This is a genomic window from Kosakonia sp. HypNH10, from assembly GCF_029850615.1.
GTDB lineage: Bacteria > Pseudomonadota > Gammaproteobacteria > Enterobacterales > Enterobacteriaceae > Kosakonia > Kosakonia cowanii.
Genome location: NZ_JAOTIU010000006.1, coordinates 127,563 through 142,313, shown reverse-complemented (window position 1 = coordinate 142,313; position 14,751 = coordinate 127,563). Strand labels below are relative to the sequence as shown.

Below are 14,751 nucleotides of genomic sequence, written 5' to 3'. Positions count from 1 at the left end.
TCCGCTATGCAAAAAGTTGTCCTCGCCACCGGTAATGCCGGTAAAGTGCGCGAGCTTGCCTCGCTGCTCAATGATTTCGGCCTCGATGTGGTCGCACAAACCGAGCTGGGCGTCGAATCCGTTGAAGAGACCGGGCTGACCTTTATTGAAAATGCCATTCTGAAAGCCCGCCATGCGGCAAAAGTGACCGGTTTACCGGCCATTGCCGATGATTCGGGGCTGGCAGTCGATGCGCTGGGCGGCGCGCCGGGGATCTACTCCGCACGCTACGCTGGCCTTGAAGCCAGCGATCAACAGAACCTGGAAAAACTGCTCGACGCGCTGCAGAGCGTGCCGGACGGCGAGCGCCAGGCGCAGTTCCACTGTGTGCTGGTCTATATGCGCCACGCCGACGATCCGACGCCGCTGGTTTGCCACGGTAGCTGGCCTGGCGTCATTGCCCGCGCGCCTGCGGGCAGCGGCGGCTTTGGTTACGATCCTATCTTTTTCGTCCCCTCCGAAGGCAAAACCGCCGCGGAGCTGACGCGCGACGAGAAGCGCGCCCTCTCCCATCGCGGTCAGGCGTTAACCCTGTTACTGGAAGCAATGCGTAATGGCTGATTTGCCGCCTCTGAGTCTCTATATCCACATTCCCTGGTGCGTGCAGAAGTGCCCCTACTGCGACTTCAACTCCCACGCGCTGAAGGGTGAAGTGCCGCACGACGACTATGTCCAGCATCTGCTTGCTGATCTGGATCGTGATGCCGCATACGCCCAGGGACGGGAAATAAAGACCATCTTTATCGGCGGCGGTACGCCAAGCCTGCTCTCCGGCCCGGCGATGCAGACCCTGCTTGACGGCGTTCGCGCGCGTCTGCCGCTGGCGAGTGATGCGGAAATTACCATGGAGGCGAACCCCGGCACCGTTGAGGCTGACCGCTTCGCCGACTACCAGCGCGCCGGCGTTAACCGTATTTCGATTGGCGTGCAGAGTTTCAGCGAAACCAAGTTGCAGCGCCTCGGGCGTATTCACGGCCCCGAAGAAGCTAAACGTGCCGCACATCTGGCAAGCGGGCTGGGGCTGCGCAGCTTCAACCTCGATTTAATGCACGGCTTGCCGGATCAATCCGTTGACGAAGCGCTCGACGATCTGCGCCAGGCCATCGCCTTAAACCCGCCGCATCTGTCGTGGTATCAGCTTACTATCGAACCCAATACGCTCTTCAGCTCGCGCCCGCCGGTGCTGCCGGATGATGACGCGCTGTGGGATATCTTCGAGCAGGGGCACCAAATCCTGACGGCCGCCGGTTATCAGCAGTATGAAACCTCGGCCTATGCCAAACCGGGCTATCAGTGCCAGCACAACCTGAACTACTGGCGCTTTGGCGACTATCTCGGTATCGGCTGCGGTGCGCACGGCAAAGTGACCTTCGCGGATGGGCGCATTTTGCGTACGGCGAAAACGCGTCATCCACGCGGCTATATGCAGGGAAATTACCTTGATAAGCAGCATGATGTAGAAGAGCAGGATAAACCGTTCGAGTTCTTTATGAACCGTTTCCGCCTGCTGGAGGCAGCCCCGCGGGCAGAGTTTTCCGCATATACCGGGCTGGATGAAGAGATCATTCGTCCGCAAATTGAGCGGGCGGTGGCGCTCAATTATCTGACCGAGAGCGCAACGCACTGGCAGATTACCGAGCACGGTAAGCTGTTCCTCAATTCATTGCTTGAGTTGTTTCTTAATGAGTAACATGAAGTGAGAGACAAAATTAAGGGGAAATATTATTTCCCCTTAATTATTTTAGCGATGTGATTATTTACAGATCAAGATTACAGCAATTTCCGCTGCTGCATACCGTGGCGCAATAAGACGATGCCAGAGGAGATAATGCCACCAAGAATGATCGCCAGCGCGATAACAATGGCTTTACCTGGGCCATCTTTTTTCATCGGGAACGACGGTGAAAGTTGATATTTAAAAGGAGAGAACTCCACATCTTTAATATTCACTTTCTCAAGCTGCGCCAGATGATACTCACGGTTACGGAAGTCTGCATTCAGCTCGGTAAAATCTTTCATCGACTGCTCAATGCGCAGTTTTTCAGAGATACCGTCAGCACCCAGCGCAATAGAGAAGTCCGGATCGTCCTGTACCGCCTGGCCATTGCTGTAGACCGGACGTTTGATGCCGGCAGCATTCGCCACTTCAAGCGAGTAATTCAGACGCTTTAGTTTTGCCTCGTGAACGTTGGCAATGCGGGCGCGATCCATCTCCAGCACATTTTTCTCGACGTTTTTCCTCAACTCAATATCGTTACGCACGGTTTCAAGCGTTTCGCTCACCACTTTGGCGGTAATGAAGTTGATGTAATCTGTCAGCACCTGCTGCGCTTCATCGGCCTTTGGCGCCGTGAAACTGAGCGACCATGAGGCGTACGGGGTATCTGTAGGACTTCCCGATTTATCGTTATTGGTAATTTTGAGATTGCCAGCCACCAGCGCCAGTGCGCGCCGCAAATCATACTGATCGAGATTGCTCTGCTCAAGTTGGCCCAGCACCAGCGGAGATGTCGCCAGGAACTCCTCTTTCAACGACTGTGAAGCAAATTTCTTCAGGAAGAGGTTATAGACATCATCCGGCGAAACGGAGCTCTTCACATCAAGCACTTGCAGGGTCATTAACGCTCGCTGCAGTTCAGCCCACTGAATCTTTTCTGCCGGCGTAATCTCGGCCTGGCTGGTCCATTTTTGCGGCAATAACGCGCTAATAAAGAAGCCACAGACGGCGAAAAGTATCACGGTCGCAATAATGAATTTTTTGCCTCGCCATAAAAGGCTGAAGAGATAAAGCAGATCAACCTCATTCTTTTTAAGGTTAAGAGCAGAGTCTTCATAAAACGAAGCGTCGCTTCGCGGCTGTAAGTTTATTGATGACATAGATTACTTATGCAGGAGAGATATCCGTAATTGAGGCGGCGATATTAGCATCAACAAGAACATTCTGAAAGTATGAAAATGGTACGCTGCTCACGAAAAAGATTTATATCTTAAGTAAAACCCCAAGATATGGTAGGTAAAAATAGAGCATTTGCAGTTGCTTTTATCTTAAAGCATTTATTAGCAGCGGCGGCGTGTATAAAACATCAGCGTAATTAGATTATTGCGCAATGGGATAGCGCGAGAGATAAAAATAAACAGAAGTTAAACAACTAAGAATATATTTCGCGAAACGGCGACTTTTTGCGAATGCAGAAAAAAGCCGCCGTGAAAAGTTACTTCAGGGAGGAGGTTAACGCTTTGCGGCTCTCTTCAAGCGAAACCACGCGCTGACAGACATCTTTGCCAAACTGCTGGAAGTCAGCTTCCTGATTTTTCCATTCGTTCTGGATAGAGGTTTGTAAGCCGCCGAGATTGCCGAGCACATTCTGCAACGGGTTGCCGCCGCTCTTCATCACCGCTTTCGCGCCCATTTCGTTAATGCTGTCCTGCAGAATGCCGCCCATCGCCTGGTTGACTAACTGCTGACCATCGGCGCGCACTTGTTCAATCGCCTTGTAGTGGAACGTCAGGCCGTCACTGCGATGCTCGATAATGCGATTCATCTGCTCTTTGAGCTGCGCGTCGAGTTTGGTGAGGCGGTTACGCATGCTGCTGCTCTCCCCCACCTCTTTGACGATGATCTTATCCAGCGCAATGCGGTTTTTCTCTACGCGAGTCAGCGCGCCGTTGTCGATCCACGGCAGGGCGCTGCGTAACTCGGCCTGATAATCTTTTGCCTGCTCGCGCTGGGCAGCGCTAAGGGAGGGCTGTTTGCCGTTAAACATCACATTGCCCTCTGGCGTGATCACCAGATTGCCGTTTTCGCCCTTCACCTGCACGGTTTGCGGGCTGATAATCACATCGTCACGCGGCGTGACGCTGCACTGATAATCTGCCTGCGCCGCGAAAGCTGTAAGGGTGAGCGTTGCCGCCAGCAGCGTTTTACGCATTCTATTAACTCCTGTAGAGACAAAATGGGCCAGCAGATGCTGGCCCTTATGTTTGTTTAGTCCCACCAGACGTCGAAAAGTTCGCTGGTGCGTACCGCTTCGAGCTTCTGCTCCTCCAGCCACTTACGCACAAGGGCCTGATGCTCTTCGGTGCATTTGCCAATCTCTTGCAGGCAGATTAACCCTTCCCACGCCAGATAGCCGCTGCCATCAAACGCCAGTTTATTCGGCGCAATCACCTGCTTAATGAAGTTATCAACGGTGCTGTCGATCTGCTCTTCGGTGGTACCTTCCGGGAAACGCCACGCGACGGAGAAACCCACTTCCTGGAATTCGTCGATATGCATCTTTTTACGCAAGCGACGGCTGCGGTTCTTTGCCATTATTTCACCCTCTCGAACATTAAGTCCCATACACCGTGACCAAGACGATGGCCACGCTGTTCAAATTTCGTTACCGGGCGCGATTCCGGGCGCGGCACATAGTCGTTGCTGGCCGACAGGTTCTTATACCCGTCGATGGAGTTCATCACCTCCAGCATATGTTCTGCATAGGCTTCCCAGTCGGTCGCCATGTGGAACACGCCGCCCAGCTTGAGCTTGCTCTTCACCAGCTCGGCAAAGGGTACCTGCACAATACGGCGCTTATTATGACGCGCTTTATGCCACGGGTCCGGGAAAAAGAGTTGCACCATGTTTAAGGAGTTATCCGGGATCATGGTGTGCAGCACTTCTACCGCGTCGTGACACATTACGCGCAGGTTCTCGACGCCCTCTTCGTGAGCGGAAGAGAGGCAGGCACCGACGCCCGGCGAATGCACTTCAATGCCGAGGAAATCCTGCTCCGGGCGCGTTTTCGCCATTTCGACCAGCGAAGCGCCCATGCCGAAACCGATCTCCAGCGTTACCGGCGCGCTACGACCAAACAGCGCGGTAAAATCGAGCGGCTGTTCGGTAAACTCAACGCCCATCACCGGCCAGTAATTGTCCAGCGCGTGCTGCTGACCCTTCGTCAGACGCCCCTGGCGACGGACAAAGCTACGAATGCGGCGCAGCGGGCGGCCATTTTCATCAAATTCCGGTGAAATGACGTCGTTATTCATAAAGTTTTCTGCTCGTGAGAGTGTTCAGGAAACGGGCATTATCCAAAGTTCATGGCATGATGCAAGCACCGGAAAGTTCCGGTTTACAGTGCATCGCCGCTGTGCTGCAATCTTCGCCCCTGATAAAGCGATTCTGGTGACCATGCAAGCGTCTCAATTCTCAGCCCAGGTTCTGGACTGGTACGACAAATTTGGGCGGAAAACCCTGCCCTGGCAAATTGAAAAGACGCCCTACAAAGTATGGCTGTCAGAAGTGATGTTGCAACAAACCCAGGTCGCAACGGTGATCCCCTATTTCGAGCGCTTTATGGCGCGCTTCCCGACGGTGACTGATTTAGCCAACGCGCCGCTGGATGAAGTGCTGCATCTGTGGACCGGGCTCGGTTACTACGCCCGCGCGCGCAATCTGCATAAAGCCGCGCAGCAGATCGCCACGCAGCACAATGGCCGTTTTCCTGAAACCTTCGAAGAAGTTGCCGCGCTGCCAGGCGTTGGCCGCTCGACGGCGGGCGCGATCCTCTCTTTATCCCTCGGCAAGCACTTTCCCATTCTCGATGGCAACGTGAAGCGCGTGCTGGCCCGCTGCTATGCGGTGGCTGGCTGGCCGGGTAAGAAAGAGGTGGAGAAACGGCTGTGGGAGATAAGCGAACAGGTGACACCGGCGAAAGGCGTCGAGCGCTTTAACCAGGCGATGATGGATCTTGGTGCCATGGTCTGCACCCGCTCAAAACCGAAGTGCGAACTCTGTCCGCTGCAAAGCGGCTGTATTGCTTACGCCACGCACAGCTGGAGCAGCTATCCGGGTAAAAAGCCGAAGCAGATCCTGCCCGAGCGCACCGGTTATCTGCTGCTGATGGAGCATGAAGGCACGGTTTATCTTGAACAGCGCCCGCCGAGCGGGCTGTGGGGCGGCCTCTTCTGTTTCCCGCAGTTTAGTGATGAAGCGGCGCTGCGCGACTGGCTGGCGCAAAGAGGGATTAGCGCGGATACTCTCAGCCAACTTGTCGCGTTCCGCCACACTTTTAGCCATTTCCACCTCGATATTGTGCCGATGTGGCTTCCTGTGTCCTCCTTTGCCGCGTGCATGGATGAAGGCGCAGGTCTTTGGTATAACTTAGCGCAACCGCCATCCGTCGGTCTGGCGGCTCCGGTGGAACGCCTGATACAGCAATTACGCGCCGAAGCGGCATCTTAACGGCGCGCAAAAAGAGGAATGATTATGAGCAGAACCATTTTTTGTACCTTCCTGCAACGCGAAGCGGAAGGGCAAGACTTCCAGCTCTATCCGGGCGACCTGGGTAAACGCATTTATAACGAGATCTCGAAAGAGGCCTGGAAGCAGTGGCAGCAGAAGCAGACGATGCTTATCAATGAGAAGAAACTCAACATGATGAACGTCGAGCACCGTAAATTGCTGGAAGAGGAGATGGTCAATTTCCTGTTTGAAGGCAAAGACGTGCACATTGAAGGCTACACGCCACAAGAAAAAAAATAGGCGTCGTGGTTTAAACCCGCCGGCAGTGCCATAAATCCAGGGAAGGCATTGCCGGTTCGCGAGCGTCTCAGGCGCTGTAATCAAACACAACTGCATCCGGAATGATGAAAAAATTTTTAGCGCTAGCGATGATCGCGCCGTTGCTGATCTCTTGTTCCAGCTCTAATAAATCCGGCGAAGACTACAACGAAGCCTGGATCAAAGACACCAACGGTTTTGACATTTTGATGGGCCAGTTCGCCCACAATATTGAGAATTTATGGGGCTTTAACGAAGTACTGATCGCAGGCCCAAAGGATTACGTTAAGTATACCGATCAGTACCAGACGCGAAGCCACATCAACTTTGATGAAGGGACGATTACGGTTGAGACCATCTCGGCGACCGATCCGGCGGCGCACCTGCGCGCGGCGATCGTTAAAACGCTGCTGATGGGCGACGATCCCGGCTCTATCGACCTCTACTCCGATACCGACGACATCACGATCTCCAAACAGCCCTTCCTCTATGGCCAGGTGCTGGATAACAACGGCGAAGCGATTCGCTGGCAGTGGCGCGCGGAAAAATATGCTGATTATCTGCTGCAAACGCGGCTGAAAACCCGCACCAGCGGCATCCGCGTGATCTCCAGCATCACCATAAACCTGGTGCCGAACCACCTCGATAAACGTGCGCATAAATATATGGGCATGGTGCGCAAAGCGTCGCATAAGTATGGCGTCGAAGAGTCGTTGATTCTGGCAATTATGCAGACGGAATCCTCCTTCAACCCCTATGCGGTGAGCCGCTCCGATGCGCTCGGTTTGATGCAGGTGGTGCAGCACAGCGCCGGAAAAGATGTCTTCCGCGCGCAGGGTAAATCCGGCACGCCGGACCGCAGCTATCTCTTCGATCCGCAGAGCAATATTGATACCGGCACCGCTTATCTGGCGATGCTGAACAATATCTATCTTGGCGGTATCAGCAACCCGACCTCACGGCGCTATGCGGTGATCACCGCCTATAACGGCGGCGCGGGCAGCGTACTGCGCGTCTTCTCGGCGGATAAAGTGCAGGCGGCGAATATTATCAACACCATGTCACCGGGCGACGTGTATGAAACCCTTACCACCCGTCACCCTTCTGCTGAGTCACGCCGCTATCTCTACAAAGTGAACGCCGCGCAGAAAACCTACCGCCGGAATTAACGCCCCTTGTGGTTTATGCCTTTTACCTTCGCGGGTAAAAGGGCATAAGCCCGCCTTCTGGCCCTCGCAATCGGTTGCGTAAAAGCGTGATCAAGATCACTTAATAAGAATGCAATCAGACGAAGATTGCATTTTTCTGTCGTACGTAACAAACAATGCCGCCGCAAAGTGATAAAGTGCCGCCGAAATTCGCAGTATATCTGCCCATTACAACGACAACCGTCTCCTTTGCGAGGAAATTAGCATGAATCTTAAGCTGCAGCTGAAAGTAATCATCTTTCTGCAGTTCTGCCTGTGGGGCAGTTGGCTGACGACACTTGGCTCTTACATGATCGTGACCCTGAAATTCCAGGGCGCGGAAGTCGGCGCGGTCTACAGCTCCCTCGGTATCGCCTCGCTGTTTATGCCAACGCTTTTAGGCATCGTCGCCGATAAGTGGCTCAGCGCGAAATGGGTTTATGCCCTCTGTCATCTGGTCGGTGCGATCACGCTGTTTATCGCCGCAGGCGTCACCACGCCGGGCGCGATGTTTGCCATTATTCTGCTCAACTCGCTGGCCTATATGCCGACGCTGAGCCTGGTGAACTCCATCTCCTATTTCCGTCTTAAATCCGCCGGGCACGATATCGTCACCGATTTCCCGCCGATTCGTATCTGGGGCACCATCGGCTTTATCCTCGCCATGTGGGCGGTGAGCTTCTCCGGCTTTGAGTTAAGCCATATGCAGCTCTACATTGGCGCGGCGCTGTCGCTGCTGCTGAGCGTGTTTGCGCTGACGCTGCCGCACATTCCGGTAGCTAACAGCAAGCAGAAGCAGACCTGGGTGGAGATGCTCGGCCTGAATGCCTTTGCGCTGTATAAAAACAAACGTATGGCGATCTTCTTTATCTTCTCCATGCTGCTGGGCGCGGAGTTGCAGATCACCAATATGTTCGGCAACACCTTCCTGCACAGCTTCGACTCGAACCCGCTGTTCGCTAACAGCTTTATCGTTACCCACGCGTCGGTAATGATGTCGATTTCGCAGATTTCGGAAACCGTCTTTATCCTCGCCATTCCGTTCTTCCTCAGCCGTTACGGCATTAAGAACGTGATGATGATCAGTATCCTCGCCTGGGTGCTGCGCTTTGGTCTGTTCGCTTATGGCGACCCAACGCCGTTCGGCACCGTGCTGCTGGTGCTGTCGATGATCGTGTATGGTTGCGCCTTCGACTTCTTCAACATCTCCGGCTCGGTGTTTGTTGAGAAAGAGGTTAACCCGGAAATCCGCGCCAGCGCGCAGGGTATGCTGCTGATGATGACCAACGGTTTCGGCTGTATCCTCGGCGGGATGGTGAGCGGCAAAGTGGTGGAGATGTACACCACCGCCGGTCTTACCGACTGGAAAACCGTGTGGCTGATCTTCGCCGGTTACTCGCTGGTGCTGGCCGTCGCCTTCGTGATGCTGTTTAAGTACAAGCATGTGCGCGAGCCATCTGGCGTGACGCAGAAAGCGTAAACAGAAAACCCGGCCAAGCGCCGGGTTTTTTTATGGGTATCATTTTGTGGGCCTGATAAACGTAGTTTTTGTAGGCCGGATAAGCGCAGCGCCATCCGGCATTTGTACCCATTGCCGGATGGCGGCGATGCCTTATCCGGCCTACGAAACCACATCTTCCGGCACGGTGCCATTGCACCACCCGTAGGCCTGATAAGCGCAGCGCCATCAGGCATTTGTACCCATCGCCGGATGGCGGCGATGCCTTATCCGGCCTACATAACACCGCTATCAGGCATTGCCACCCATTGCCGGATGGCGGCGATGCCTTATCCGGCCTACGTAACACCACCATCAGGCATTGCCACCCATTGCCGGATGGCGGCGTTGCCTTATCCGGCCTACGGAACCATCGGATACCTTGGCGGGTTACGGGATCATCGCCAGCACATATGCCACCGCCAGCAGATCGGCGCTGCCGCCGGGGCTTAAATGCCGTGCGATCAACGCCTGGTCCATCTGGCGTAAATCATCGGCCTCCCATCCGGTGGCTAATAGCTGCTGCGCATAAGCCTGCACATAACGCAGCCCCGCCAGGCCGCCGCGCGACACCAGGTTGCTGTCGCGGTTAACCGCCATCAGCCTGAGCAGCGCGTGCTGCAAGCGCCGCTCCCCCTGCTCCTGCTGCCAGAAGGGCAACACCGCACGACGCACGGTAATAAACCCCTGCTCCGCCTCGCCGCGCGCGCCGGTCAGACCATAGTCGCGAAACTGCTTTTCCCCGGCCGTGATCGCCTGTGCCCGCCCGGCAAGCTCGCGCGCCACCAGCCCGCAGCAAATCGCGCTCACCTCATCACAAAGCGCATCCGCGCTCAGTTGCCAATCCAGCCCCCGCAACCGCCCGGCGGCAAACGACAGCAACCCGAGTGAGAAGATGCCGCCCTTGTGGGTATTCACCCCATGGGTGGCGGCAAACATCGCCTGCTCACAAGCAATCCCCATCGGTCGAATCAGCCGTAACTGCGCCGCCGCCGGTTTATGGGCATTATCAAAACCCGCCTGCTCGAAGCGGGCAAACCACGGCGTAATGGCGTCGATACTGGCGAGAAACAGCGCGTAATCCATATCGCGGTGCGCGCCGCTGTTTGCCCTGTCCACCAGCCCCGGCTTCGGGGTGAGATCCAGCTCCATGCGCAGCGCCCGCGCCGCCAGCGCAGGCACAAACGCCACCACGGGTTTAGTCGCGAGTAAACCAGCCATTGATCAGCTCCTCAACGCGGCTCACTACCTCATCCAGCGGATGACGGCGGGAGCGGGCGCAGCTGTGCGCCGGTTCATCGCACACCAGACAGCGGCGGGTGCTGCGATCCAGTGAATGGCGGCCAACCTGGCCGTTTTGCGGGCAGAAGATATCAAAATCCCACAGCCTGCCGAGCGGATGGGTCTGCTCCAGCTCAATGCACTGCGCTTTCAGCTCCGCCGCCGGATGGGCCACGCACCACATTGCTTCTGCGCCGGTCGGCAACCAGAGCACCTGGCGGTCGAGCATCTGCCAGCCGCGCTGCCACAGCATCTGGTCGCAGGCCTGTAACGCCACGCCCATAGTGTTGCGATAGCGCATCGTATCTTTCACCGTGCCCGGGGTAACCAGCGTCAGGGAGATAATCGGTTGTTGATAGTGGCGAAGCCACTCAGCCTGGCGCGCGGCGCGATTCTCTTTCGCCGCCAGCAGCGCCTCAAGGCTGACACCCGCACGCTCGGGAGTCATCGTGGTCATAGCTCCTCCTCTTTTACCTGGCGCACAACGTCAATCACGCTGCCGTCGCGATAGCGGATCACCCCGACAATGCGGTCGGTAAAGGCGATCGGTTTTGGCTCGCCGGTAAGCGAAATCGCCCGCTGATGGAGCGCCTCGATATCGACCACTTTCAGCCCTGCCGCCACTAAACGTTCGCGGACTTCCGGGCGCGCCGGGTTGACCGCAATGCCGTGATCGGTGACCAGCACATCAATACTCTCCCCCGGCGTCAGGCGGGTGGTCACGCGCTTCACCACCGTCGGAATGCGGCTGCGCAGCAATGGGGCTACCACAATGGTCAGGTTCGCCGCCGCTGCCACATCGCAGTGGCCGCCGGACGCGCCGCGCATCACGCCATCCGAACCGGTAATGACGTTGACGTTAAAATCGATATCGATCTCCAGCGCGCTGAGGATCACCACATCTAACTGGTCGCAGCTTGCCGCTTTACCGCCGGGATTGGCGTAAACGTTGGTCGAGATCTCCACATGGTTGGGATTACGGCGCAGCGAAGCCGCCGCTTCGCCGTCAAAGCACTGGGTATCCAGCAGCTTCTCAATCAGCCCCTTCTCATGCAGTTCTACCAGGCTGCCGGTAATGCCGCCGAGGGCGAAACGGGCTTTTACGCCGTGGCGCTCCATCTTCTCGGCCATAAAGCGGGTCGCCGCGGTCGATGCCGCACCGGAGCCGGTCTGCATCGAGAAGCCGTCGCGGAAATAGCCGGAGTGCTCAATCACATCCGCCGCATAGCGGGCAATCATCAACTCTCGTGGATTACTGGTGACGCGCGCGGCGCCGACGCTGATTTTCACCGGATCGCCCACGCTCTCCACTTTGACAATCAGATCCACCCGATCCTGGCTCAAACTGGCGGGCATATTGGGAAACGGCACCACTTCTTCGGTCAGCAGCACCACTTTATCGGCAAATTCAGCGTCAACCATCGCGTAGCCGAGCGAGCCGCAGCAGGATCTCCCCTGCGTACCGTTGGCGTTACCGAAGGCATCGCTGCACGGCACGCCGAGAAAGGCGACATCGATCTTCAGCTCGCCATCCTGCAAAAGTTTTACCCGTCCGCCGTGGGAGTGGATCTGTACCGGCTCCGCCATCAGCCCGTGGGAGATGGCATCCGCCAGCTTGCCGCGCATGCCGGAGGTGTAAATTTTGCCGATCACGCCGCTCTGAATATGCTCAATCAGCTCATCGTTACAGGTCATCAGCGAACTGGAGGCGAGGGTCAGGTTTTTGAAGCCGAGGCGCGCAAGGGTTGCCACCACGGTATTGATCACCCGGTCGCCTTCGCGAAAGGCGTGATGGAAAGAGATGGTCATGCCATCGCGCAGGCCGCTGCGCCTAATCGCCTCTTCCAGCGAGGCGCAGAGTTTACGGTTTAGCCTGGCGTCGTCATCCGCCAGCCACGGTGTGGCGCTGTGGGCGGTATCGAAGGGTTTTAATTCACGCAGATGGGGAAAGTTGACGTGAAGCAGCTCAGTTTGGTGGTTCATGGTTTTCTCCTTAACGACGCACGCCGGACGCCGCCGCGCGTTCCAGCACCATCTGCGCATGGTTAATAATGGGGGCGTCGATCATTTTGCCATTCAGGGAGACGACGCCAAGGCCGTTACGCTCCCCCTCCTCTGCCGCTTCAATCACCACTTTGGCGTGATCGACTTCCTGCTGCGTCGGCGCATAGGCGTTATGCAACAGGTCGATCTGGCGCGGGTTAATCAGTGATTTACCGTTAAAGCCCATCTTGCGCACCAGCTCCACTTCACGCAGGAACCCGGCTTCATCATTGACGTCTGACCACACCACGTCGAAGGCGTCGATACCGGCAGCGCGGGCGGCGTGCAGCACCGCGCAGCGGGCATAGAAGAGTTCGGTGCCGTCGCCGCGCTCGGTCTGCATATCCATCACATAATCAAAGGCCGCCAGCGCAATGCCGATCAGCCGCTGCGAACTGCGGGCAATCGCCACGGCGTTAATCACGCCAATTGCCGACTCAATCGCCGCCATCACGCGGGTCGATCCCACTTCCCGCCCGCAGGCAAGCTCAATGCGCTCCAGGTGGCGCTCGAGTTCGTAGATATCCTCCGGACTGTCGGTTTTCGGCAGGCGCACCACATCAACGCCCGCGCGCACCACCGCTTCGAGATCCGGCAGGCCAAACGGGGTATTCAGCGGGTTGATGCGTACCACGGTTTCAATATCCTGATACATGGGATGTTGCAGAGCATGAAAGACCAGCAGGCGCGCGGTATCTTTTTCGCGCAGGGCAACCGCATCTTCGAGGTCAAACATGATTGAATCGGGGCGGTAGATAAAGGCGGTGGAGAGCATGGCAGCGTTAGCGCCCGGCAGAAACAGCATGCTACGACGAAGTTTTTTCACAGCAGTGTCCCCCACGCGATCTCCTTCTCTTCCGCAGCGCGCAGCACGGCGCTTTGCAGACGGGCGCGGATCACGCAATCCAGCGCGCCTTTATCTTCAATAATGATTAAGCCCTGGCGAATCTCCATCGCGCGCAGCGTCTCATTCACCACGCGGCGGATCTGATCGCCAAACTGCTTGATCACTTCACTGCGCACCACCACCTCCAGCTCACCGTCGGTAGGGGCGATTTTCACCATCAGGTCGCTGGATTCGAGGGTCCCCGCCAGCGCCTCCCGTACAATTTTCATAGTTATAAGTCCTGATTTTTTAAGCGACTTCCACGCCGTAATGGGCTTCAAGATGCGCGAAAGTGGTATCTGGTACGATTTCCCGAATGCGGGAAAACTGGTGTGTTTTTAATAAACGGCGCACTTCGGACGCCGAAATTGCCGTGCCCGCGGCTTTAATGCGTGGGATCTCCACCACCTCAACCGCGCCCGCCAGCATCTGGTGCATGGTGTTGTTGTACTGGCGAGTAACGGTGCAAAAGGGTTCGCTGCCGATAAAGCGGTGGGTAATGCCAAGCGCGGGGGCGATATGGTTACGAAAGATAAGCAGGTCGATTTCGCTCCACGCCTGCTGCACTTTGCCGGTCTCTTTCAGAAAGTAGGCCGGAAAGGTGGCGCGGGAGATGATGTACTGCGAGCCTTCATGCACCGTGACATTTGCCAGATGCGCCACGCCCGCTTTCACCATCTTCAGCCGCGCGGCGAAGGGGAAGAACGAGGCATCTTCACGCACCACAAACAGATGCAGGGCATCGCAGGCTTTCGCCGCCTGCTCCACCAGATGGCGGTGGCCGAGGGTAAAAGGGTTGGCGTTCATCACGATGGCACCAGTGCGTTTACCCGCCAGCCGTTTTGCCCGCAGCGATCGGCAGTAGCGCTCAATGCCCGAGGGTGTGTTCTCCATCAGCACCGCGTTATTGCCGCTCTGGACGATGGGCCAGAAACCGCTGTGCTGAAAGCGCTCCCGGTTGCAGGGGCGCGTGCAGAGAAAGAGGTGGAAGTGGCCGCGCGCCAGCGCCAGGTTCTCCACTTCCGCCAACAGCCGGGCGCTGAGGTTTTCGCCGCGAAGCTGCGCATCAACCGCCACGCATTTGATGACGTTCGCGGCAAGGCCTGCACACCCCACCAGTTGCTCTCCCGACCAGGCTTCAACGAAGGTCGTGATGTCGCTGTCCATGCCTAACCCGCTGTCGGCTAATAGCGAGCGGATGCGCTCAAGCCTTGGCGTGTTACCGTTGACTTCCGCAATGCGGAAGTCGATGGAGGGTCGTGTGTGCATCTGT

Annotated in this window: 16 protein-coding genes; 6 read left to right on the top strand and 10 right to left on the bottom strand. The window is 56.5% G+C overall.

All coding sequences use genetic code 11. The features are described from left to right. The first annotated feature begins 6 nt into the window (after positions 1-6). Both N7V53_RS17205 and hemW read left to right on the top strand, forming a co-directional pair. Positions 7-600, top strand: coding sequence for an XTP/dITP diphosphatase (locus N7V53_RS17205; protein ID WP_023480913.1), 594 nt, complete (start codon positions 7-9; stop codon positions 598-600). Continuing rightward, the gene (hemW, locus tag N7V53_RS17200; RefSeq protein WP_279794189.1) at positions 593-1,729 is read left to right on the top strand and encodes a radical SAM family heme chaperone HemW; all 1,137 of its coding nucleotides are present in this window, start codon (positions 593-595) and stop codon (positions 1,727-1,729) included. The genes N7V53_RS17205 and hemW overlap by 8 nt, the downstream gene beginning before the upstream one ends. An 80-nt stretch (positions 1,730-1,809) precedes the next feature. Here hemW and wzz(fepE) read toward each other — a convergent pair whose 3' ends face one another. From wzz(fepE) to trmB, 4 genes are all read right to left on the bottom strand, one after another. Further along, complete coding sequence (wzz(fepE), locus tag N7V53_RS17195) at positions 1,810-2,916, bottom strand: LPS O-antigen length regulator Wzz(fepE) (protein ID WP_279794188.1); 1,107 nt, start codon at positions 2,914-2,916, stop codon at positions 1,810-1,812. A gap of 335 nt (positions 2,917-3,251) precedes the next feature. After that, a complete protein-coding gene (locus N7V53_RS17190) occupies positions 3,252-3,968 on the bottom strand; it encodes a DUF2884 domain-containing protein (RefSeq protein WP_023480977.1) in 717 nt (238 codons plus the stop codon). Between the two features lie 56 nt (positions 3,969-4,024). Further along, positions 4,025-4,351 (bottom strand): YggL family protein, encoded by a 327-nt coding sequence (locus N7V53_RS17185; protein WP_023480838.1) that lies wholly within the window; start codon positions 4,349-4,351, stop codon positions 4,025-4,027. Further along, positions 4,351-5,070 carry a tRNA (guanosine(46)-N7)-methyltransferase TrmB gene (gene trmB, locus N7V53_RS17180; protein WP_279794187.1) on the bottom strand — a complete coding sequence of 240 codons (720 nt, stop codon included), beginning with the start codon at positions 5,068-5,070 and terminating at the stop codon, positions 4,351-4,353. The genes N7V53_RS17185 and trmB overlap by 1 nt, the downstream gene beginning before the upstream one ends. Before the next feature lie 142 nt (positions 5,071-5,212). Between trmB and mutY the strand changes: the two genes are divergently transcribed. The 4 genes from mutY (at position 5,213) to N7V53_RS17160 (ending at position 9,250) form a co-directional block, all read left to right on the top strand. Further along, positions 5,213-6,265 carry an A/G-specific adenine glycosylase gene (gene mutY / locus N7V53_RS17175; RefSeq protein WP_279794186.1) on the top strand — a complete coding sequence of 351 codons (1,053 nt, stop codon included), beginning with the start codon at positions 5,213-5,215 and terminating at the stop codon, positions 6,263-6,265. Between the two features lie 24 nt (positions 6,266-6,289). Continuing rightward, positions 6,290-6,565, top strand: coding sequence for an oxidative damage protection protein (locus N7V53_RS17170; RefSeq protein ID WP_020455176.1), 276 nt, complete (start codon positions 6,290-6,292; stop codon positions 6,563-6,565). A 104-nt stretch (positions 6,566-6,669) separates the two neighbouring features. Beyond that, complete coding sequence (gene mltC / locus N7V53_RS17165) at positions 6,670-7,752, top strand: membrane-bound lytic murein transglycosylase MltC (protein ID WP_023480727.1); 1,083 nt, start codon at positions 6,670-6,672, stop codon at positions 7,750-7,752. A 244-nt stretch (positions 7,753-7,996) separates the two neighbouring features. Next, positions 7,997-9,250, top strand: a complete 1,254-nt coding sequence (locus tag N7V53_RS17160) for a nucleoside permease (RefSeq protein WP_279794185.1) — start codon at positions 7,997-7,999, stop codon at positions 9,248-9,250. A 408-nt stretch (positions 9,251-9,658) separates the two neighbouring features. On the opposite strand, the gene citG is transcribed toward N7V53_RS17160, so the two are convergent. From citG to citC, 6 genes are read right to left on the bottom strand one after another with little or no spacing between them, the layout of a single operon-like run. Beyond that, complete coding sequence (gene citG, locus N7V53_RS17155; protein ID WP_279794184.1) at positions 9,659-10,489, bottom strand: triphosphoribosyl-dephospho-CoA synthase CitG; 831 nt, start codon at positions 10,487-10,489, stop codon at positions 9,659-9,661. After that, on the bottom strand, positions 10,467-11,006 hold the full coding sequence (gene citX, locus N7V53_RS17150; protein ID WP_279794182.1) for a citrate lyase holo-[acyl-carrier protein] synthase: 540 nt from the start codon (positions 11,004-11,006) through the stop codon (positions 10,467-10,469). Before citX ends, citG begins: the two co-directional genes overlap by 23 nt. Beyond that, on the bottom strand, positions 11,003-12,532 hold the full coding sequence (citF, locus tag N7V53_RS17145) for a citrate lyase subunit alpha (protein WP_279794181.1): 1,530 nt from the start codon (positions 12,530-12,532) through the stop codon (positions 11,003-11,005). The genes citX and citF overlap by 4 nt, the downstream gene beginning before the upstream one ends. Before the next feature lie 10 nt (positions 12,533-12,542). Next, positions 12,543-13,418: a citrate (pro-3S)-lyase subunit beta gene (gene citE / locus N7V53_RS17140; RefSeq protein ID WP_023481022.1), complete on the bottom strand. Its 876-nt coding sequence runs from the start codon at positions 13,416-13,418 to the stop codon at positions 12,543-12,545. Further along, a complete protein-coding gene (gene citD, locus N7V53_RS17135; protein ID WP_042716827.1) occupies positions 13,415-13,708 on the bottom strand; it encodes a citrate lyase acyl carrier protein in 294 nt (97 codons plus the stop codon). Before citD ends, citE begins: the two co-directional genes overlap by 4 nt. A gap of 19 nt (positions 13,709-13,727) precedes the next feature. Further along, positions 13,728-14,747: a [citrate (pro-3S)-lyase] ligase gene (citC, locus tag N7V53_RS17130; protein WP_279794178.1), complete on the bottom strand. Its 1,020-nt coding sequence runs from the start codon at positions 14,745-14,747 to the stop codon at positions 13,728-13,730. Positions 14,748-14,751: the final 4 nt, after the last annotated feature.